The organism is Hymenobacter sp. FMD4 (assembly GCF_058932745.1).
Map to the genome: position 1 here is coordinate 51,879 of NZ_JBZYWH010000005.1, position 18,310 is coordinate 70,188.

Annotated in this window: 18 protein-coding genes; 6 read left to right on the forward strand and 12 right to left on the reverse strand. The window is 58.3% G+C overall.

Annotation, left to right across the window (positions count from 1 at the left end; translation table 11 throughout):
* Window positions 1-22 precede the first annotated feature (22 nt).
* A complete protein-coding gene (locus tag AC5FXY_RS06990) occupies window positions 23-1,558 on the forward strand; it encodes a hypothetical protein (RefSeq protein WP_493555934.1) in 1,536 nt (511 codons plus the stop codon).
* Between the two features lie 141 nt (window positions 1,559-1,699).
* Window positions 1,700-3,157 carry a hypothetical protein gene (locus AC5FXY_RS06995; protein WP_493555935.1) on the forward strand — a complete coding sequence of 486 codons (1,458 nt, stop codon included), beginning with the start codon at window positions 1,700-1,702 and terminating at the stop codon, window positions 3,155-3,157.
* Here the strand turns inward: AC5FXY_RS06995 and AC5FXY_RS07000 are convergent, their stop codons facing one another.
* Window positions 3,158-3,460, reverse strand: a complete 303-nt coding sequence (locus AC5FXY_RS07000) for a DUF2695 domain-containing protein (protein ID WP_493555936.1) — start codon at window positions 3,458-3,460, stop codon at window positions 3,158-3,160.
* Between the two features lie 55 nt (window positions 3,461-3,515).
* Window positions 3,516-4,265: a CPBP family intramembrane glutamic endopeptidase gene (locus AC5FXY_RS07005; protein ID WP_493555937.1), complete on the reverse strand. Its 750-nt coding sequence runs from the start codon at window positions 4,263-4,265 to the stop codon at window positions 3,516-3,518.
* A 61-nt stretch (window positions 4,266-4,326) separates the two neighbouring features.
* Between AC5FXY_RS07005 and AC5FXY_RS07010 the strand changes: the two genes are divergently transcribed.
* The 4 genes from AC5FXY_RS07010 to AC5FXY_RS07025 all read left to right on the forward strand — a co-directional run bounded on the left by AC5FXY_RS07010 (window position 4,327) and on the right by AC5FXY_RS07025 (window position 8,457).
* Window positions 4,327-5,016 (forward strand): hypothetical protein, encoded by a 690-nt coding sequence (locus AC5FXY_RS07010; protein ID WP_493555938.1) that lies wholly within the window; start codon window positions 4,327-4,329, stop codon window positions 5,014-5,016.
* Window positions 5,017-5,193: 177 nt separating this feature from the next.
* Window positions 5,194-7,410 carry a prolyl oligopeptidase family serine peptidase gene (locus AC5FXY_RS07015; RefSeq protein WP_493555939.1) on the forward strand — a complete coding sequence of 739 codons (2,217 nt, stop codon included), beginning with the start codon at window positions 5,194-5,196 and terminating at the stop codon, window positions 7,408-7,410.
* Window positions 7,411-7,616: 206 nt separating this feature from the next.
* Window positions 7,617-7,847: a hypothetical protein gene (locus AC5FXY_RS07020; RefSeq protein WP_493555940.1), complete on the forward strand. Its 231-nt coding sequence runs from the start codon at window positions 7,617-7,619 to the stop codon at window positions 7,845-7,847.
* Between the two features lie 88 nt (window positions 7,848-7,935).
* Window positions 7,936-8,457 (forward strand): GNAT family N-acetyltransferase, encoded by a 522-nt coding sequence (locus tag AC5FXY_RS07025; protein ID WP_493555941.1) that lies wholly within the window; start codon window positions 7,936-7,938, stop codon window positions 8,455-8,457.
* On the opposite strand, the gene AC5FXY_RS07030 is transcribed toward AC5FXY_RS07025, so the two are convergent.
* The 10 genes from AC5FXY_RS07030 to AC5FXY_RS07075 form a co-directional block, all read right to left on the reverse strand.
* A complete protein-coding gene (locus AC5FXY_RS07030; protein ID WP_493555942.1) occupies window positions 8,412-9,233 on the reverse strand; it encodes a CPBP family intramembrane glutamic endopeptidase in 822 nt (273 codons plus the stop codon). The genes AC5FXY_RS07025 and AC5FXY_RS07030 overlap by 46 nt on opposite strands.
* A 51-nt stretch (window positions 9,234-9,284) precedes the next feature.
* Complete coding sequence (locus AC5FXY_RS07035; RefSeq protein ID WP_493555943.1) at window positions 9,285-10,538, reverse strand: sterol desaturase family protein; 1,254 nt, start codon at window positions 10,536-10,538, stop codon at window positions 9,285-9,287.
* A gap of 177 nt (window positions 10,539-10,715) precedes the next feature.
* Entirely contained in the window at window positions 10,716-11,018 is a 303-nt protein-coding gene (locus AC5FXY_RS07040; protein WP_493555944.1) for a DUF4286 family protein, read from the reverse strand.
* Window positions 11,019-11,076: 58 nt separating this feature from the next.
* Window positions 11,077-11,520, reverse strand: coding sequence for a DUF6526 family protein (locus AC5FXY_RS07045; protein WP_493555945.1), 444 nt, complete (start codon window positions 11,518-11,520; stop codon window positions 11,077-11,079).
* Between the two features lie 32 nt (window positions 11,521-11,552).
* Complete coding sequence (locus AC5FXY_RS07050) at window positions 11,553-11,855, reverse strand: hypothetical protein (protein ID WP_493555946.1); 303 nt, start codon at window positions 11,853-11,855, stop codon at window positions 11,553-11,555.
* A 65-nt stretch (window positions 11,856-11,920) separates the two neighbouring features.
* Complete coding sequence (locus AC5FXY_RS07055) at window positions 11,921-13,195, reverse strand: MFS transporter (RefSeq protein ID WP_493555947.1); 1,275 nt, start codon at window positions 13,193-13,195, stop codon at window positions 11,921-11,923.
* 105 nt (window positions 13,196-13,300) lie between these two features.
* A complete protein-coding gene (locus AC5FXY_RS07060) occupies window positions 13,301-14,215 on the reverse strand; it encodes a cation diffusion facilitator family transporter (protein WP_493555948.1) in 915 nt (304 codons plus the stop codon).
* 322 nt (window positions 14,216-14,537) lie between these two features.
* Entirely contained in the window at window positions 14,538-15,092 is a 555-nt protein-coding gene (locus AC5FXY_RS07065) for a hypothetical protein (RefSeq protein ID WP_493555949.1), read from the reverse strand.
* A 28-nt stretch (window positions 15,093-15,120) separates the two neighbouring features.
* Window positions 15,121-17,523, reverse strand: a complete 2,403-nt coding sequence (locus AC5FXY_RS07070) for a TonB-dependent receptor (RefSeq protein WP_493555950.1) — start codon at window positions 17,521-17,523, stop codon at window positions 15,121-15,123.
* Between the two features lie 116 nt (window positions 17,524-17,639).
* A complete protein-coding gene (locus AC5FXY_RS07075) occupies window positions 17,640-17,987 on the reverse strand; it encodes a hypothetical protein (protein WP_493555951.1) in 348 nt (115 codons plus the stop codon).
* Window positions 17,988-18,310 lie beyond the last annotated feature (323 nt).

The window sequence follows — 18,310 nt, forward strand, 5'->3', positions numbered from 1 at the left end:
ACCTTTGACCTACAGAAAACTGATGCATAATATTTTCCGTGCGGCTTTTTTGGCTACCAGTCTGTTTGCAGCTGCTCTCACGGCCCACGCCCAAACCCAACTGGGCCAGCCCACGCTGGACGAAAAGAAAACCCAGATCTGGTGCGCCACGGCCCGCTTTGTGTACAACGACAACGGCCGCTCGAACCTGAACAACACGCTGCGTTGCGGCGGCTCGCTGCAAGACTTCGAGACCAGCATCCGGGCTGATAGCCAACGCGTGTACTCGCGCCTGTATCAGCCGCTGGAAGTGAAAGGCAACGTGTACAAAGGCCTCGGCAACGACCAGGCCCGGCTACAAAAGCTCTCCACTGAAATCGTGCGTGCGCTCAGTTCCTCGCCGGTTCGCCGCAAAGACGCGGCCCGTATGGCGCAGGTGGAACGGCTCAAAGCTTCGTTTGATGCTTACCTGAATCAGGGAACTCCCATTCCGAACGACATTGGGCGCTTGGAGCCAGCTACCGCAGTTGAGAGCTTCGATAGCACCACCATGGCCGGCGGCGAGTCTATGCTGAACGCCGACGCCGAAGACGAGCAACTCATGGCTACCCCTTCCCAAGCCGCGGCCTCCGAAAGCCCGATGACTCGGCTGTTTGGGCCAATTGCTTTGATTTTGTCGCTGCTGAGTTTGGTGCTCTGGTTTCTGGAGCGGCGGGTGCTGCGCAACCACATCAGCGAGCTGCGCAGCTCCAATCGCCGCCACCGTTCGGAGCTGGACTCAATGAAAACTACCTCGGCCGGTGGGGGAGCTTCGGCAGTGGAAACGCAGAGCGAACTAACGTTTTCGCAGCGCCGCAAGATTGAGGAGCTAGTAGATCAGCTGGTGCGCCAACGCTTAGCTGATGAGCGGCCCCACGGCCGGCCCACGGCTGCGCCCGAGCCCGCCATGCCCACCTTGGCACCAGAACCAAAGCGACAAAACGTTGCCGCTGCTCCGCAGCACGCTCCGGCCCCAGTTTTTAGTCCAGCCGCGGCGCCAGTGGTAGCTGCGCCACAGGTAGTAGCTCCGGCCCCGCAGCCAGTAGCCGCCGAGCCTGCCGCTCCGCAGTATCATCCGCCGGTGGCCCCACCGCCTGCTCCGGTAGCTTCGCCCACTATATCAGACCGCGACGATTTTAATAACCTGACAGCTGTACAGCTGCCGCCGCCCGCACCGATGGCTCCGGTAGCGCCCGTACCGCATGTGCCGGAGCCGGTGCCGGTAGGTCATTTCTATGTGAAGGTGCCCGTGAATGGCGGCTTCTCCGATTACGACCTGCACAGCACGGCCCAGCACGACAGCATCTACGAAATCACGCCCGACCCACAGCGGCCCGATGCGGCCACATTCCGCGTCAATCCCAATCAGGCGGTGCACGCCTACGCCATCCAGAGCGCCCAGTACTCCCTGCGCGAAGCCTGCCGCTACCAGCCACCGGCGGGCCCGGTGTCACGCATCATCACCGATGAGCCGGGCACCTTGCGCAAAGTCGGCTCGGCTTGGCAGATTGAGAATAAGGCAGCTATTCGGTTTGAGTAGCGTATTTTGGTTCTGTCATCCTGAGCAGAGCGAGGGACCTTATCACGTTCGGGTAGTTGCTATCTAACGTAGGCCGTTTAAGCGGCTCAAGGTCCTTCGTTTTGCTCAGGATGACAGTTTTGTTTTTTGACGCTTTACTCCATGCTCGAAATTATACTTGAACTGGTCGTCATTGCCGTCATCGTGGCGCTGCAGGCACGGGCCTTTATCCGAACACGCACGCAGGCCCGGCGGCTGGCAGCGCTGTACCCGCCCAAGTCGGCGCTGCGCATAGAGCACCGGCTGGTGACGCCCGACGGCCGCGACATGGCCGAATACGCCGCCGATGCGCCGGCCGATGCTTACCCCATAGACATCATCAAGGCCGATGAATCGTCGGATGATTTTCGCGAAATCATTCAGGACACCAACGAGTACCTGCGCCACAACAAAGGCGCCGCAGCTGATTTTGGCATCCTGAAAGACATTGCCATTCGGCAGGCCCAAGGGCCCGAGTCCAGCGCGCAGGCCAACGTAGCTACTCCGTTGTATCTCGGTCTGCTCGGTACCTTCCTAGGCGTAATTCTAGGCCTAGTGAGCTTGGCTCGGCAGGGCATCACCGATGACGACGCCCTCACGCCCTTTCTCACGGGCGTGCTCATTGCCATGGTGGGTTCCTTCATGGGCCTGATGCTGACTTTGTTTGGCAACAGCGTACTGCGCCATGCCCGCGCCGAACGTGACCAGCGCCAAAACCAGTACTTCACCTTTCTGCAAGCCCGACTGCTGCCCATTCTGCACAACGACATGGCCAACAGCCTTTCGACGCTGAAGGGGGTTCTCGATGCTTTCAACCAGGATTTTGTGGGTAAGGTGACGCTGTTCGAGCCCATCCTGAACACCATCACCGAAAACATCCGGGTGCAGCGCGACTTCCTGGTGAAGCTCGAAGAAATCGGCTTCGACCGCATGGCGCAGGCCAACTTGGCCGTGTTTGAGAAGGTGCGCGAGTCGGCGGAGCTGTTTGGGCAGTTTACGGGTTACCAAGAGCGCCTGAACCAGATGCTGGACAAGGGTACCGAGAGCGGCCTTATGGTCGCCAGCATTCTGGACCGCCTTACTGGCTTCGAGCGCGGCATCAACAACCTAGGCCAGTACATCGGCCAGCACGACAACCTGATTCAGCGCCAGCTCGACTTCTTCCAGCGTCACCAAACGGAGATGGGCAACCTGGCGGCCCGCACCGAGCAGTACTTCGACGAAGCTTCCCTGCACCTCACGGAGTTGATGCGACGCCGCCTGGAGCACCACGAGCGCGACGCCCAGCAGGCTTACGAGAAGTGGGGCGAGTACTTCCGCAAAATCAACGAAGACAACGCCTTCGAGCGGATTCTACGGCAGCTCGATCCACTGAAGGACGTCAAAGCCAATCAGGAAGCTTTGACGCGTGATGTATCGGCTACGCAGCGCGAACTGCTGCGCAAAGTGGAGCTCGACGCGCAGGTAGACGCCAAACTGCTGGCGGAGCTGACGGTGATGAACGATATTCTGCGCCGGGCTACGGCAAAAAACCGCTTGCAGCGCGGTATGGATAAGCTGTTTGGTGGGGTGAAGGAGTAACTAAAGCACATCCTCAAACTTCTCTTCCACATTGGCTAGCACTTCACAATCATAGTGGCCGCCATATTGTGCTAACCAAGGCTTAAGCACACTGTAGTCAACCTTTCGTTGATCTGCAAACTCTTGTGTCAGGCGTAAGGTGTCGTCGCACTCGACTTCACTTAGCTGTTCATCCAAGTAATTGAACAGTGCTGCTAAATCTGAGAGAGGTAAAGGAACATTAGCTAGTTTCTCAGCTCGTGCTTTTTGCTTTAGGGTTGCCAGTAGCTCTTTGCGACGTTTGAATTCTTCTTTGGAGGCCATGATAACGAAACTGTAGGTTGATAAAGCTAAAAGAAACTTGACATATTGACCCGCCTCACATCAACCCAAAGGCAATAGCCAAAAAGCTCGGTCCGTTCAGCACCGCGTGAATGATGACGCCAATCCACGTATTCTGTTGCCGCTGCACCACGTAAGGCACTACCACCAGAATAGGAAGCAGAATCAGCAGTAGTTGCCAGCCGAAAGCGAGGTGGAACAGTGCCCAGCCCGCGCTGTTCAGTAGCCAGGCCCACCGCCCCAGCGTTTGTTTTTGTCGCGGCAGCAGCACCCCACGCCAGATAAATTCTTCGCCCATGATGTTGAAAACCCAATACGGTAGCCACAATGCCAGCACCCAATACCGATCGGGCGTGAGCGGCTGCATGGCCATGAAGGGTGGCTGATGGTCTACGTGCCCGAGCCCCAGCTGCAACAAACCCATAATGCCCGTGCTCAACGCTCCGATAACCACAATGGCTCCGAACGTCCAGCGCCAATCTTGGGAACTTAGTCGCCGAAACCGTAGCCGGGCTGACCAAAGCCGAGGCTGTTGTAGGGCCCCTTCACGGTGTAGCAACCAAAAGCCCAACCCTACCAATGGGGTAAATACCCCAAGCCCGGCTACCAAAAACCAGCAGGCTACGATTTCCAGACCAGTAGCTTGGTGCAAGGCTGGGATGAGGACTCGGGTGCCAAGTAGCATCAGACCCGCGCCTAAGCCGAAAATACCTAGGCCGAAACCTGCCCCGACGGTAGGAGTAGGAGAGGGACGGGCGGCAGTAGGCAGGGGTTGAGCGGTAGACATTGACAAGAACTTAACGCCGTCAATAGTACCAATCAGAACGGAAAACGTAAATCACATATTCATGCCCAGCGCCGACCCGCAACGTTCCGATTTCTTCTGGCCCAGCTACGTGGACTTGATGACCAGCTTGTTCATTGTCATGCTGGTTTTGTTTGTGTACAGCTTCAAGCTGTTTCGCGACCGGGAGCAGGAGCAGCGTCAACTGCTAGGCGAGTTGAAGGTGAAGGCACAAGAACTGGAGCAGATTCAGCGTATCCGGGAGTCGCTCAGGCGATTGGAGGGCAACTACTTCCGCTACGATCCTAGCAATGAACGGTACGAGCTGCGCGTGGACGTGCAGTTCAAAGCCGGCCGCGATGAAATCCAGGACCAATACAAACCCGCCCTTATGCGCGCCGGCCGCCTGTTGCAGCAGCGCCTGCGCGCCATCCGGACGGAACTGCCCGTACGGTACCTGGTTATCGTGGAGGGCATGGCAGCGCGCTACCCCCAGGGCGACCCGCGCAACCAGCAGGAGGAACAGACAACTTACCAGCTCAGCTACCGCCGGGCCCTGAACCTGCTGAACTTCTGGAAACAAAACGGCCTGAACTTCGGCCAGGACCGCTCCGTGGAGCTAATCATCGGGGGCAGCGGTTTCTTTGGCACCGGCCGTTACACAGGCCGCCGCGAAGGCGACAACAAGCGCTTTCTGATTCAGGTTATTCCCAAGATTGGGAAGATGGACGCGGCGACAGTAAAAGCGCAATAGTCAAACTATGTAGCGTGGTCTTCGTAGCCCGCATTCGCAATGGTACCCTTGGCCTGAAGCCTTGTTACGCTCGCATGGCGCGATGAATGTGGGGCGGGCTAGCCTAGCTCGCGCTGCATCGCGCTTTCCTTGTTGCTGGCTATTTTGCACAAGTTCCCCTGATACTTCCCAACTCCTATGAAATCAACCTCACCCATCCTTGGCGCTACGTTGGTCTTGCTGGCGGCTTGCGGGCCGGCTAAGCAAATGAACCAGCCGACCGCCACGGCACCCATTACCGAAAAGCCTGTGATTGAATCTGAAAAGCCAGCCAAAACGGTAGCTCTCGACTACCCCAAAACCCAGAAAGTCGACCACAAAGACGATTACCACGGCACCTCGGTAGCCGACCCGTACCGCTGGCTCGAAAACCCTGACTCGCCCGAAACCAAGGCTTGGGTAGAGGCCCAGAACAAGGTGACTTTCGGTTTCCTAAACCAGATTCCGTACCGCGACCGAATCCGCGAACGGCTCACCCAGATCTGGAACTACGAGCGGTACGGCGTGCCCCAGGAAGAGGGCGACTACCTCTACTACCAGAAAAACAACGGCTTGCAAAACCAAGCGGTGCTGTACGTGCAGCGCAAAGGTCAGCAGGGCGAAGGCGAGGTATTGCTGGATCCAAATACCTTCTCGAAGGACGGTACTACCGCGCTCAGCGGCACGTACTTTTCCAACGACCACAAGTACATGGCCTATACCACCTCAGGCGGCGGCTCCGACTGGCAGACCATCCACGTGCTCGACCTCAAGACGCGCAAGCCGCTCAAGGATGAGCTGAATTGGGTGAAGGTATCGGGCGTGGCCTGGGCCAAAGACGGCTTTTACTACAGCGGTTACGACCAGCCGAAAGCCGGTGAAAACAAGCTCTCCGGCAAAAACGAGTACCACAAGGTGTATTACCACAAGCTCGGCACGCCGCAGTCGGCTGATAAGCTGGTGTATGAAAACAAGCAGATGGCCCTAGGCTTCCGCGTGGCCTCGGTGACGGAAGACGAGCGGTTTCTCAGCCTGTACCTGACCGATGGCAAGTCCGACGGCAACAAGCTGGCCGTACGCGACCTGGCCGATGCTAAGCAAGCCGGCAAGTGGGCCATGCTCGGCTCCAACTATGAGTCCGACATGAGCGTGGTGGGCAATGTGGGCGGCCGCCTGCTGGTGTACACCAACTACAAAGCCCCGCGCTACCGCGTAGTGGCCGTCGACCCGAAACAGCCGGCTGAAGCCAACTGGAAGAACGTACTGCCCGAAACGGAGAACAAATTGGAGGGCCTCGACCACGTGGGCGGCAAGTTGGTAGCTACCTACCTGAAGGATGCCTCGTCGCTGATCAAAGTGTACGACGAAGACGGCAAGTTCCTGCACGATGTGCAACTACCAGCCCTCGGCACGGCCTCGGGTTTCGGCGGTCGTAAGGATTCCAAGGCTGTGTACTACGCCTTCACGTCCTTCACCTACCCGACTACTATTTATAAGTACGACTTGGCCACGAACCAGAGCACCGTGTTCCGCGCGCCCAAGGTAGATGTGAACCCCGATGACTATGTGACCACCCAGGTGTTCTACGCCTCCAAGGATGGTACCAAAGTGCCCATGTTTATCACCCATAAAAAGGGGCTGAAGCTGAACGGGCAGAACCCAGCTTATCTCTACGCTTACGGCGGCTTCAACGTGAGCCTTACGCCCTCGTTCTCCGTAGCACGTATGCTGTGGCTCGAAAACGGTGGCATTTTGGCTATTCCGAACCTGCGTGGCGGCGGTGAATACGGTGAGGACTGGCACAAAGCTGGTATGACGCCCAACAAACAGAACGTGTTCGACGATTTCATTGCGGCGGCTGAATACCTCAAGATTCAGGGCTACACCAGCACCGAGAAGCTGGCCATTGCGGGCGGCTCCAACGGCGGCCTGCTCGTGGGCGCTACCATGACGCAGAAGCCTGACCTCTGCCGTGTGACCTTCCCGGCTGTGGGCGTGATGGACATGCTGCGCTATCAGAAGTTCACCATTGGCTGGAACTGGGTACCCGAGTACGGCTCCTCCGATAATTACGAGCAGTTTCAGAACCTCTACAAGTTTTCGCCGCTGCACAACCTGAAAGCTGGGGCCAGCTACCCCGCTACTATGATTACCACCGCCGACCACGACGACCGGGTGGTGCCCGCGCACTCATTTAAGTTCGCGGCCACCTTGCAGGAGAAGAACGCCGGTCCCTGGCCCCAGCTTATTCGCATCGATGTAAATGCCGGCCACGGCGCGGGCAAAAGCACCAAGCTGCTCATCGACGAGTGGGCCGATGTGTGGTCGTTTGCTTACGCCAACATGGGCGTGAACCCGTATCCGAATCTGAAATAACCTTGCCAATGGCCGGTTCCTTTGGACCTTGACACCGGAGGATCGGCCTCTTGGCCTTCTGCCACAGCAGACGCTGGCGGCGCCGAAGATGTTTGATTTGGATTGACCCTCAATCAGAAATCAGCGTAAGCAGCGAAATCGGTTTCAATCTGCGACGTATCTTCGCCCCGCCAATAGGGTACGCCTTGACTTTTTCCACTCTTCATATGAAAAAACTGCTGATGCTCGGCCTCGTTGCCGGCGCTATGCTGTCGGTTTCGGCCTGCAGCAATCCTGACCTAGAGGTACGTGAGTCCGGAGCTGCGGCTGAATTGCCCGCTCTTCCCCCCGCAGCCGTTGGTGCTGATTCGGCCGCTGTAGCTGCCGAACAAGCTCGCCAGGAAATCAGCGCTGTAAACGCCACCGATGCAATCAAGAAGATGCAGCCCGTAATGTAGGCGGCAGCTTCTTTCAGAAGCTTATCCTGAACGCCCGCTTTCCAAACCGGAAGGCGGGCGTTTCTTTTGTATTCTAATCCAGCCTGCTATGCTAGCCCTCACCAACCTCCGCATCCGTCGCGGCACCGAAGCCGATCTGCCCCGCGTCCATGAGCTCATTGTGGAGCTGGCTGTCTACGAACGGGCCCCCGACGAAGTCACCAATACCCTGGATGACATGCGCCGCGATGGGTTCGGCCCCAATCCTATTTTCGGCTTTTTCGTGGCCGAGGCTCAGGAGCAGGGCATCTTAGGTATCGCGCTGTACTATACGGCTTATTCCACTTGGAAAGGGCGCATGCTTTACTTGGAAGACTTGGTGGTGACAGAGGCCGCGCGTAACACCGGTATCGGGCGTAAGCTTTTTGATGCGGTGGTGGCTGAAGCGCGGCGCACCGGTGCCCATCGCCTGCGCTGGCAGGTGCTGGAGTGGAACGAGCCAGCCATTGGTTTCTACAAGAAAATCGGGGCTAGCCTCGACCCGGAGTGGCACAACGGCACTCTGACGGCCGCCGAACTGAGCGCCTACCGCTGCGACCCGGCCGTGGAAGCGGCCGTGGCGGCAGGCTGATCGGAATTCGTCGTTCGCCAGCGCAGCTTGGAGTCGTCATTAGGAACGGCGAAGCGGCACAGCCAGGGATGAACGGCAATGCTCAGCACCATAAAACCAGTCAGGACCCACGTCGCGTTGGGTTGATCCGCTACTGCCTCCGTCCGGATAACGTTGTTGGTGACTTGATACACGACGTTCATGCCCCAGTGCACGCCCACGGTGTACCACAAGGAACGTGTAAACACGAGCGGTAAAGCCAGGCTTACGCCCACCACCAGCAAAAACACCCAGGTGGTCGGGCCGTTGGCCAACCGATAAATGTGATTGAGCAAGTACAGAACTGAGGTCAGTCCCACGAACTGTGCCCCGGTAAGCCGTTGCCTAAAGTGCCGCTGTATGTAGCCCCGCGTAAGCACGTCTTCAGCCATAGAAGGAGCTAGAGTGCCAAGCACAAACAGCAAGGTGCCGCTGAGCAGCGCTGGCAGTGCTGGTACGGCCGCCACGCGCGTAATGCCGAGCGCTACACAAGTCCCGAAAGCCAAGCTTGGGAGCACCACACCCGGCACCAAGCCCAACAGCAGATTTCGGCCAAAGCCAGGATGCCAGCGCAGCCCGTAGGCTCCTAAGCCGGAATAGCTTTGCCACTTGGCCACCCAATGAGCGGCTACTAGCATCAGCAGCATCAGGCCCAGGAAGAGGTAGTCGTTGCGGAGCCAGTATTGCGAGCCTTCGGGCAGTTGGTAAAGCCCAAACAGCACCACAAAGCCAACCACTATTTTAGGTAAGGAACGCATAGCAGATTTAATAGCCATCAAATATAGAGGCTGATATATGCTTGTCGCTGCTTACGCCTGAGCGTATGCCACCTGCGGTGGCTTAACTGCAGGCGCAAAGACCTGCCGAAACGAATACAGCCACGCCAACGAGGCCACTAGATAAATTCCTCCTGCGACGAGAGCGACATTCAGCCAGGGCTGGCTTTGCAAGGCCATCAGCAGCAAGCCCAACGACGCTACCACGCGCAGCGGTTCCAGCCAGTAGCCCCAGCGCTTCGCCTCAAATAGGGCGCCACAAGCCAATGCAGCCCATGTGCACCAGCCTGCTACCAGCCAGCGCAGGGCAGGGTCCATTTGTTTGTGCGTGAACAGAAACACCGCTGCAATACCCAGAAGTACCACGTATTGCGCAAACACGTAGCGGTTGACGGTGGCCGGAGCATTGGTGCAGTATTTCTGATACGCATCGGCGGCTACTTCCGGAATCTGGTAAGGGCCGCCTAGCTCGGCGGGCCGCCAGCCGGGACGCCCAAACATCACGCGGAGCTTATTCCACCAGCCGGGCGTCTGGCGGAGTTGCTCGGCCATTTGGAAGTAGTGCCCAAAGTTGACCCACACTGGATTCCAGGAGCGCACGGGCGTAGTAATGCCGTACACCGGCGTTTCCTCTTCCTTTTGAAACGTGCCAAACACTCGGTCCCAGATGATGAAGGTGCCAGCGTAATTCTTATCGATGTACTTGGGGTTGCGGCCGTGGTGCACGCGGTGGTGCGAAGGCGTATTCAGCACCCACTCCAAGGGGCCGAGCTTGCCGATGAACTCCGTATGAATCCAAAACTGATAGATGGTCACCAGCGCCGAAACGTACACGAAGAACTCCGTTTCGAAGCCAATAACGGCCAGCGGCAGGTAGAACAGAAAAGTGAACAGGCCCTGCAGTGAGCTTTGGCGTAAAGCGACTGATAGGTTGTAGTCCTCGCTTTGGTGGTGCACCACGTGGCCACCCCAGAAGAAGTTAATCTCGTGCGAGTAGCGGTGTGCGAAGTAATAGCACAAGTCGGCCAGCACGAAGAGTAGTACACCGGTGGCCCAGGTACGCGGAATATCGAACAGCCGGGCGTGCGTGTACAGCAGTTCGTAGCCTCCAATGACCGCCACCTTCAGGAAAACGCCCGAAATCTGCGAGGTCATGCCGCAGCTGATGTTTGTAATGGCATCGTGGAAACGGTACTTCTCCCGGTGCTGCAGCCGTTCTACCAAGAGCTCAATGCCGATGAGCGTGAAGTAAATCGGGATGGACAGCACGATGGGATTCAGGTTCATGGCACAGGCAGGAACAAGTGGAATCAGTGACGGAAAATACATAAAAAACGAACGTCGCTCCGGGCGCTGCCAAAGAATCTTCCGCGGGCCAAGCTGCTGGTAATTACCAGTCTGGCTTGAGCCCAGCGTAGTTCTCAGCGGCGCACGAAGCGACGTTTGATAATAGGATGGGGGACGCTATTCGATTACCTCCAGCACGGTGCGAAACGACACGTACTGGCCAGGAAAGCGAGTTTCCAGATCGGCACGCAAGCCGGGAGCGGCCACTCGCTGGTATTCTTCCAGCTGCTCCATGCTAATGCAGTAGTACTGCGTAGCATAAGTGAAGCCGTCCTCTTCTTCATTGAGTAGGCGGCAGATCTGACTCCGCAGAAAAAATCCGGTAGCCATTACGTCCGGAATGTGCACGTCGCGCATGTACGTCAGCCACTTTTCGGCTACTTCCGGATCGACGCTGCTGGTTACGTTGTAAAGAATCATAAACTTGGTGGTTAAATGGCTGGCCGGGTGTTAAACGGGTAACCGTTCAGCCATTTGATCAGACCCGCATGTGGTCTGGAATGAATTGCTTGATCTGAGCGCGAATATCGGCCGGAGCCAGCCGTTCGCGGACCGCCGCTTGCGCTAAGACTGGCATTTCCGCGTCAGAGGCGAAGCGCAGAGACAGAATCTGGCCCATACTCAATTGCTGCTCCAAAGGCCCAAAGCTTTGCTGCGTCAGTTCAAAGTAGCGTTGCCGTACTTCCAACCGGGCTACGCGGTCCTGCAGCTGCAGGGCGTAGTGCTGCCGAAGCATGATGAGGGTTCCCAGTAGCAGCACAGCCAGCACCGCTACGCTAAACCAAAGCCTAGACTCGTCGGTGTCGTCGCCGGCTACGGCGGCGTAGCGCCGGCCGGTGTAGAATGCCATGACAAGCGCTGCCGGCACCAGCAAAAAGTGATGGGGCCAATAGTAACGACGGGTGAAGCGAGCTTCAGGCATGCAGGAAAGGCGTGAAGATGAAGGAGGAGAGCTTAGTCCTGGGGTTTGCCGCGACGCTGGGCTTTTTCTTCGTCGCGTTCGGCGCGCTCCCGTTCGCGGGCTAAGTTTTCCTGTGCTTGCTCCCGTTCCTTGTTGGCTTTGCTGGGCTTGTAAGGCGGCGTGCTGACTTGGGGCACCATCGCAGCTTGCTCACCGGTAGGGGCGTTGGGTTGCGGAGCGTTGGCCGGAGCTGTAGTCGGGCCCGTCTGAGCAGAAGGCGGCGGCACCTGCGCCCAAGCAGGAGCAGCTAGCAGCAGGCCGGCACCAAATAGCGTTCCGAGTAGAAAATTTTTCATGGTCGGGAAGGAGAGAGTATAGCCTGAGTACGCTTTCGGGGCCTTGGCAGTTCCGCCGCTGCTGGCTACGAAACTTCTACGTAGTCCAAATCTTTGCCGTAGCTCTCCGGTAGCGTGCTTACAGCCCAAAAAGCAATTAGTAATGAAACCGCGCCCACCACGGCGCCGCTCAAAATGAGGTTGGGGGCCTGATCGGGGCCTGCCAGCGCAGCAGCCAGCCCGTTGAAAATGGGAACCAACGCTACCACCGAGCCGCGGGCAAAGTTGGGGGCAGTGGTAGCCACGGTAGCCCGCAAGTTGGTGCCAAACTGCTCGGCGGCCACCGTCACAAACAGCGCCCAAAAGCCCACCGATAAACCGAGCACAAAACAGCAGGTGTAGAACATGGTAGGAGTGGCGCCCCGCAGGCCAAACAAGTACACGCCTACTAGTACACCGCAAAAGGCTAGGAAAATTTGCAGCGCCCGGTTTCGGCTGCGCAACAGCTGGCTGAGCGTGCCGCTGGCAAAATCACCGAACACCAAGCCGAAGTAGCACCAGAACACGGCCAGGCCGGCCGTCACTTCGCCCTGAATGCCTAAGGCCCGCCCAAACTCCGGGGCCAGCGTAATCAGGATGCCCACTACAAACCACAGCGGCACCCCAATGAGCAAGCACTTTACATACTTGAGCAGGCGCGGCCCGTTGGTGAACAAGCTGAAAAAGTCACCACGGCTCACGTCCTGCTGCTTGGCCTGTTCAAACATGCCCGATTCAAACACGCTCACACGCAGCACCAGCAGCGCCAAGCCCAAGCCGCCGCCCACGAAATAGGCATTGCGCCAGCCCAACGCCTCGCCCACCCAGTAAGCCAGCATTGCACCCGATACGCCCACCGTGGCTACTATCATGGTGCCGTAGCCACGCTTTTCTTTGGGCAGCGTCTCGGCTACCAGCGTGATGCCCGCGCCCAGTTCCCCAGCCAGACCGATGCCAGCAATCAGGCGCAGCCAGGCATATTGGTCCACCGTCTGCACGAAGCCGTTAGCAATGTTGGCCAGCGAATACAGCAAGATAGAGCCAAACAGTACCGAAAGCCGGCCGCGCTTGTCTCCCAGAACACCCCACAGAATGCCGCCCAGGAGCATGCCGCCCATTTGCATAGATATCAGGTGCGTGCCTTCTGTGGTTAGGGCTGCACCACTGATACCAAGGTCGGTTAGGCTATCCACCCGCACGATGCTGAACAGGATGAGGTCGTAGATATCGACGAAGTAACCCAGCGCCGCCACGACAACAGCCGCATTCAGCAGGGAAGTAGTTTTGGAAGGAGGGGTGGGAGGAGTAGTAATCTGAGCCATGCGTAAGCGAAGTATAGCTGCAGATTACGAAGATTTGCCTCAGAAGCAATGCTTATAGATGGTCAAGGGGGATTCAAAGGAAACGTGGCTTATCTGCACTGCTATTTAAGAATGCACCGCGTCGCAGCTGGCGTGCGTGCAGGCGCCCGGCTCTATCTGCACCGTGATGTGACCGATATTGAACTCGTCCTGCAACTGGTGTTGCAGGTGGTGCAAGAATTGGCTGTCGGTGCCGCTGGGCCGTACGAGGTGGGCCGTCAGGGCTGTATCGCGGGTGCTCAGGGGCCAGATGTGCAGGTCATGCACATCGGTTACGCCGGGCTGCGCCAGTAGGAACTGCCGCACGGCCGTTGGGTCTATACTATGTGGCACGGCCTGCAGGCTGAGTTGCACCGTTTCGCGCATCAGCCCCCATGAGCCGATGGCAATGACGCCCAGAATGACAAAGCTAATGGCCGGATCAAGCCAGAGCCAGCCAGTGAAGTACACTAGGGCGCCGCCCACCACCACGCCCGCCGACACCAGCGCGTCGGTGAGCATGTGCAGGTAGGCACCGCGAATGTTCACGTCGCCGCCGTGCCCGCGGCTGAAAAGCCAGGCCGTAAAGCCATTTATTACGATGCCTAGCCCCGCCAGCAGCATCACCACTTGGCCGTTTACCGGCTCGGGGTGGCGCAGGTGGTCGATGGTATCCCACAGAATGAATCCCAGCGCCACGTACAGCAGCGCCGCGTTCAGCAGCGCGGCCTGAATGGTCGCGCTTTTGAGCCCGTACGTGTAGCGCGCCGAAGTTGGCTTGTTGCCCAGGCGTATGGCACCCCAAGCCAGCGCGAGACTCAGCACGTCGGAAAGGTTGTGACCCGCATCGGCCAGCAAAGCCGACGAATTGGCCCACCAGCCGCCGGCTGCCTCGGCCGCGACAAAGGCGATATTCAGCCCAATGCCCCAGCCAAACGCCTTCCCAAAATTGGCAGGAGCGTGGTGATATCCATGGCTATGATCGTGATGATGGTGCGCCATAAGTAAAGTACGATACGAAGGGCCGTAGTGGTAGCCGCCCGATTCTTACTGATAGGCGTACAGGGCAGCCAAATCGGTCAATTGCCAAAGGCACAGGTTCGAATGAGAAGAAAACAAATTGGCCCCCCACTATGGTTGCGGGCCTAGGCAGAAGACTATAGAATTAGCGGCAGAGTTTATAGACAGGTAGTGCCCGGAGCGAGTGAGGGCAGACTTAGCCTGAAAAAGAAAACACCGGCCAATGGCCGGTGCCTTCCCCAATTTCTCCAAACCAAACCAATGGAGAGGGGGGTAGTGAACTGCCGCAGCAGCACACAATGCTTTATTGAATGACCACCGGGAACGTCACGTCAGCGTCGGTGGAGCCGGGCTCGGCTTGGCCGGTTTTGGTACCGGGCTGGTGGCGCAGCGTCACGCGGAGCGAGCCGGTGGCGGCGCTGGTCGTCTGCACAGTGGTCGAAAGGCCTACCTCGAGGTTATTCCGGTCGCGGTCGGTGCGCGTTACGGTCATCAGGTTGGCTGGTGCCGGCACGTACACCACCAGGTGGTCGTAGTTTTCGGCGCGTACCTCGGCCGTAATGTCCTCGGCCGGGCTCTTCGATTCGTCGAGGAAAGAGAGGGTGCCGGTGTAACTCATGTTGGGGTTCAGGCGCAGCGTTCCGATAGTGGGTGCGTTGCCGCCGTCACCGTCCAGGTCCTTCCATTCCACGGTTACGGCCTGGCCTCCTGCCGTTGGGGTCAGGGTGTAGCGTACCGTCGTAATCAACTCGTTTTCCTCCTCAGGTTCCGGGTCATCTTTGCCGCACGATGTGATGGTGAACAGGGGTACGGCCAGCAGCAGGGCGGCGAGGAACGGACGGAAGGTTACTTTTTTCATGGGGAAGTGATGGTGAGAAAGTGGAATGTTAATTGGAAGCGCGGTTTGAGCTGAATCCCAGCGGCACCCGCAGGCGTAGGGTCACGTTGCGGCCCATGTCGTCGGCGAAGTAGCGGAAGCGGTTCAGGTACTCGCGGTAGCGTTCATTGAACAGGTTGGTGCCGGTCAGGCTTACATCCACGGGCACGCGGCCCAGCCGGATGGTGGCGCCCACTTCGGCTCCAAGCAAGCCGTAGCCAGCGGGGGCTGGTTGAGGGTCGTAGCTTTCGTTAGGTACGCGCGTTTGGCGGCGCACTGCAGTGCCGCTCAGCGCGGCGAAGTAGCGGGTAGTGCGGGCTCCAGCCCGGCCTGCCCAGTCGCGCCGCAGTGCCGCTTCAAAGCGGTCGGCGGGCACGTAAATCATGTAGGTGTCGAGCGTCAGGTTGCGGGCGCGCACCATAGCTGCCTTGCCGCTGAGCAGCCAGCCCGGTGCCAGCGAGTAGCTCAGCGCTGCATCGAGGCCGCGGAATACCGCGTCGGTCTGCTGAAAGCGCCAGGGTAAGAAAGTGCCCTGAATGGTGGTAATCGGCTCGCCGATTACTTGGTAGATATACCCATCAATGTGGTTCTGATACAGGGTTAGCTCGCCGTTGAGGCGCGGGTTGTCGTGCAGCGTGGCCGTGGCACTGAGGTTGCGCGCCGTTTCGGGCCGGAGAGGTGCCGCGCCGCTGAGTCGTGCCACATCATAGCCTTCCTCGTAAACGCCGCCGTGCACGCCTTGCGAATACCGTTCATTGGCCGCCGGTGCCCGCTGCACCAGGGCTGCATCGGCGCGTAGCGTCAGGTGCGAATTGGCTTCGTATACCGCCCCGGCTGAGGCTGCGGGAGTCCAGAACTGAAACCGGTTGCGTTCTACTCCAAAGAAAGAAGTCGAGTCGGTGGCAAAGCCACGGGTCAGCCGCTTGGTGCTGAGGTCGCGCCGGTCGAGCCGTACCCCAGCTTCCAGCAGCAGCCGGTCGTGCTGCCATTGCTCAATCAGGAAGGCACCGCCGGTTAGGTTGGTGTAGAAGGGAATGAACTGGCGGGTGCCACCAGCGTAACGGTTGTATTGGTAAGTGCCGCTCAACCCCACGCTGCCACTGAAATTGCCAAAGTGCGGGTGCTCCCACACCGCTTCACCGGTAGTGGTGTAATTCTGGTAGCTGAGCTGAGGCAGGTTGCGGCGTCCCGCGTCGCTGGTAGTCCGGATGATGTCGTACTCGTCGCGGAAGTCTCGCTGGTTGGCCACCGTAGCCGTTAGTCGGCTGCCGCGGCCTGTCTTTACAAAGCCCGTAAGCTTGGCCAGGTCATGTTGTAACTGCTGGTAAGGGCGGTTGATGGCGTAGCTAAAGCTATTATTACCAGTAGGGCGGCCGCGCCGAATAGCTGCTTCGAGGTCGGCCCGGTTGCCCACAATAGCGGAGCTCAACAGGCCGATGCGCGAGTTGAACTGGCTATAGAAGGCTTCAAAGCCATATTGCTCTTTTTGCCAGCCTAGGGCTGCCGAGAAATTACGTTCCTGGTAGCCGGTATTGTCGAGCCAGTATTCGGGAGCCCGGGTGTTGCCCGCTTGCTTAATCGTGCCTTGCAGGCGCCAGCTCAGCGCGGGCTGCTGGCGCAAGTTGCCATCCACGGTGGCCGAGGCTGCTCCCATGCCATTGTTGGACATGCCCACCAGGTTCAGCTCGGCACCCACGCCAGCCGAGTCGCGCAACGGCTTGGGCTGCACCAGCACGACGCCGCCCACGGCATCGGAGCCGTAGCGCACGCCTGCCGCGCCTTTCACCACGGATAGCTCTGAGGCAATGAACGGGTCGATTTCGGGACCGTGTTCTTGGCCCCACTGCTGGCCTTCCTGCCGAACGCCGTTGTTCATAATGGCCACCCGGTTGGAGTGCAGCCCATGAATCATCGGCTTAAAAATGCTGGAGCCAGTCTGGATAACCGATACCCCGGCAATCTTTCGCAAAGCTTCACCCAAGGCTTGGCCACGCGTTGAGGCCAGCTCTTGACCGCTAAGCGAACTATGGACTTGCGAATGGGGCTGTTCAAGGTGCTGCCCATGCACCACTGCGCCGCGCAGCAGCACGGCATCGGGGTGCAGCTGAAAATTACGGACTACTGCGCCACTGGCCCGCACCTCAATTTCCTCGGTACGGTAACCCACAAAGCGGACCTGCATCCGGTAGGTGCCGGCGCAAACGTGGAATTCAAAATGGCCTTCGGAATCGGTTTGAGTGGCTTCTTGGCTTGGCAGCAACACTACCGTAGCGCCCGCCAATCCCTCGCCCGATTCATGGTCCGTGACGCGTCCGGCTAATGGCAATGAGCAAGTGCTTTGGGCAGCGGCTAAGCCCGCTACGCCCCAGCACAGCCCTGCCCACAGCAGGACCGCCGCTAAGCGGATAAGCATGAAATTGAGGAAATAGTCTGATGAAAAGGGGCTTGTTGATTTGCAGGGCCGTTATCAGCCCAAGACGCAACAACAAACCAAGCCCGGGCCGAAGGTCAGCTGCCGGGCATACGTAATCAGACTAAAGCGGGTGGGCCCCTTAGATGGGTAGCGGAAGGCGCTGCTGCTTTCCAGACCGATTGGCCATGCACCCGCTGTAGCGGCGCATAGGCCTGTATTACCGATTCCAGTTTTAGCTCTGCCGATGGCTGAAATGGTACATCGTACAAATGGTCGACGGGGCAGTGCTGATGCTTGGCCGACAGCAAAGCCTTGTGCGTGTCCTTCCCAGTATACGACGTGTCCTGTTCGGCGTGTTCCGTGTGTGCGTGCCGGTGCAGCGCCAATACAGCCGACTCCGGCAGCAGCACCCGCACAAAGCAGAGCAGCAGCAAAATGGCTATATGAGAACGGAGTGCACGCATTATGGGGGCGACAGCGCAGAAACGGTTGTTGCTAAAAGTAGGGATTAGACAGATATGGTACTAAGAATGTTGCATTAACTGAAATAAATAGCTGATAAACTTGAGTAAATGAGGCTTATTAAGCACAACAGTCGTGCAGTAAATGCGTAGAATAATTACATTCACTGGTCCTGTTTCTGCCTCACATTCCCACGTTTATGAAGCATCTACTTCTACGCACCCTACAAGTGTTAGCCCGGCGTATTCGCCCCCAAGGCAAGCCCCTACCCACCATTCCCGTCGACGCTCTTTTTGTATAGAGCACACTGTCACGGGCATCATTC

Coding starts and splice junctions, on each gene's coding strand:
- AC5FXY_RS06990 (WP_493555934.1), top strand. CDS start 23: ATGCATAATATTTTCCGTGCGGCTTTTTTGGCTACCAGTCTGTTTGCA.
- AC5FXY_RS06995 (WP_493555935.1), top strand. CDS start 1,700: ATGCTCGAAATTATACTTGAACTGGTCGTCATTGCCGTCATCGTGGCG.
- AC5FXY_RS07000 (WP_493555936.1), bottom strand. CDS start 3,460: ATGGCCTCCAAAGAAGAATTCAAACGTCGCAAAGAGCTACTGGCAACC.
- AC5FXY_RS07005 (WP_493555937.1), bottom strand. CDS start 4,265: ATGTCTACCGCTCAACCCCTGCCTACTGCCGCCCGTCCCTCTCCTACT.
- AC5FXY_RS07010 (WP_493555938.1), top strand. CDS start 4,327: ATGCCCAGCGCCGACCCGCAACGTTCCGATTTCTTCTGGCCCAGCTAC.
- AC5FXY_RS07015 (WP_493555939.1), top strand. CDS start 5,194: ATGAAATCAACCTCACCCATCCTTGGCGCTACGTTGGTCTTGCTGGCG.
- AC5FXY_RS07020 (WP_493555940.1), top strand. CDS start 7,617: ATGAAAAAACTGCTGATGCTCGGCCTCGTTGCCGGCGCTATGCTGTCG.
- AC5FXY_RS07025 (WP_493555941.1), top strand. CDS start 7,936: ATGCTAGCCCTCACCAACCTCCGCATCCGTCGCGGCACCGAAGCCGAT.
- AC5FXY_RS07030 (WP_493555942.1), bottom strand. CDS start 9,233: ATGCGTTCCTTACCTAAAATAGTGGTTGGCTTTGTGGTGCTGTTTGGG.
- AC5FXY_RS07035 (WP_493555943.1), bottom strand. CDS start 10,538: ATGAACCTGAATCCCATCGTGCTGTCCATCCCGATTTACTTCACGCTC.
- AC5FXY_RS07040 (WP_493555944.1), bottom strand. CDS start 11,018: ATGATTCTTTACAACGTAACCAGCAGCGTCGATCCGGAAGTAGCCGAA.
- AC5FXY_RS07045 (WP_493555945.1), bottom strand. CDS start 11,520: ATGCCTGAAGCTCGCTTCACCCGTCGTTACTATTGGCCCCATCACTTT.
- AC5FXY_RS07050 (WP_493555946.1), bottom strand. CDS start 11,855: ATGAAAAATTTTCTACTCGGAACGCTATTTGGTGCCGGCCTGCTGCTA.
- AC5FXY_RS07055 (WP_493555947.1), bottom strand. CDS start 13,195: ATGGCTCAGATTACTACTCCTCCCACCCCTCCTTCCAAAACTACTTCC.
- AC5FXY_RS07060 (WP_493555948.1), bottom strand. CDS start 14,215: ATGGCGCACCATCATCACGATCATAGCCATGGATATCACCACGCTCCT.
- AC5FXY_RS07065 (WP_493555949.1), bottom strand. CDS start 15,092: ATGAAAAAAGTAACCTTCCGTCCGTTCCTCGCCGCCCTGCTGCTGGCC.
- AC5FXY_RS07070 (WP_493555950.1), bottom strand. CDS start 17,523: ATGCTTATCCGCTTAGCGGCGGTCCTGCTGTGGGCAGGGCTGTGCTGG.
- AC5FXY_RS07075 (WP_493555951.1), bottom strand. CDS start 17,987: ATGCGTGCACTCCGTTCTCATATAGCCATTTTGCTGCTGCTCTGCTTT.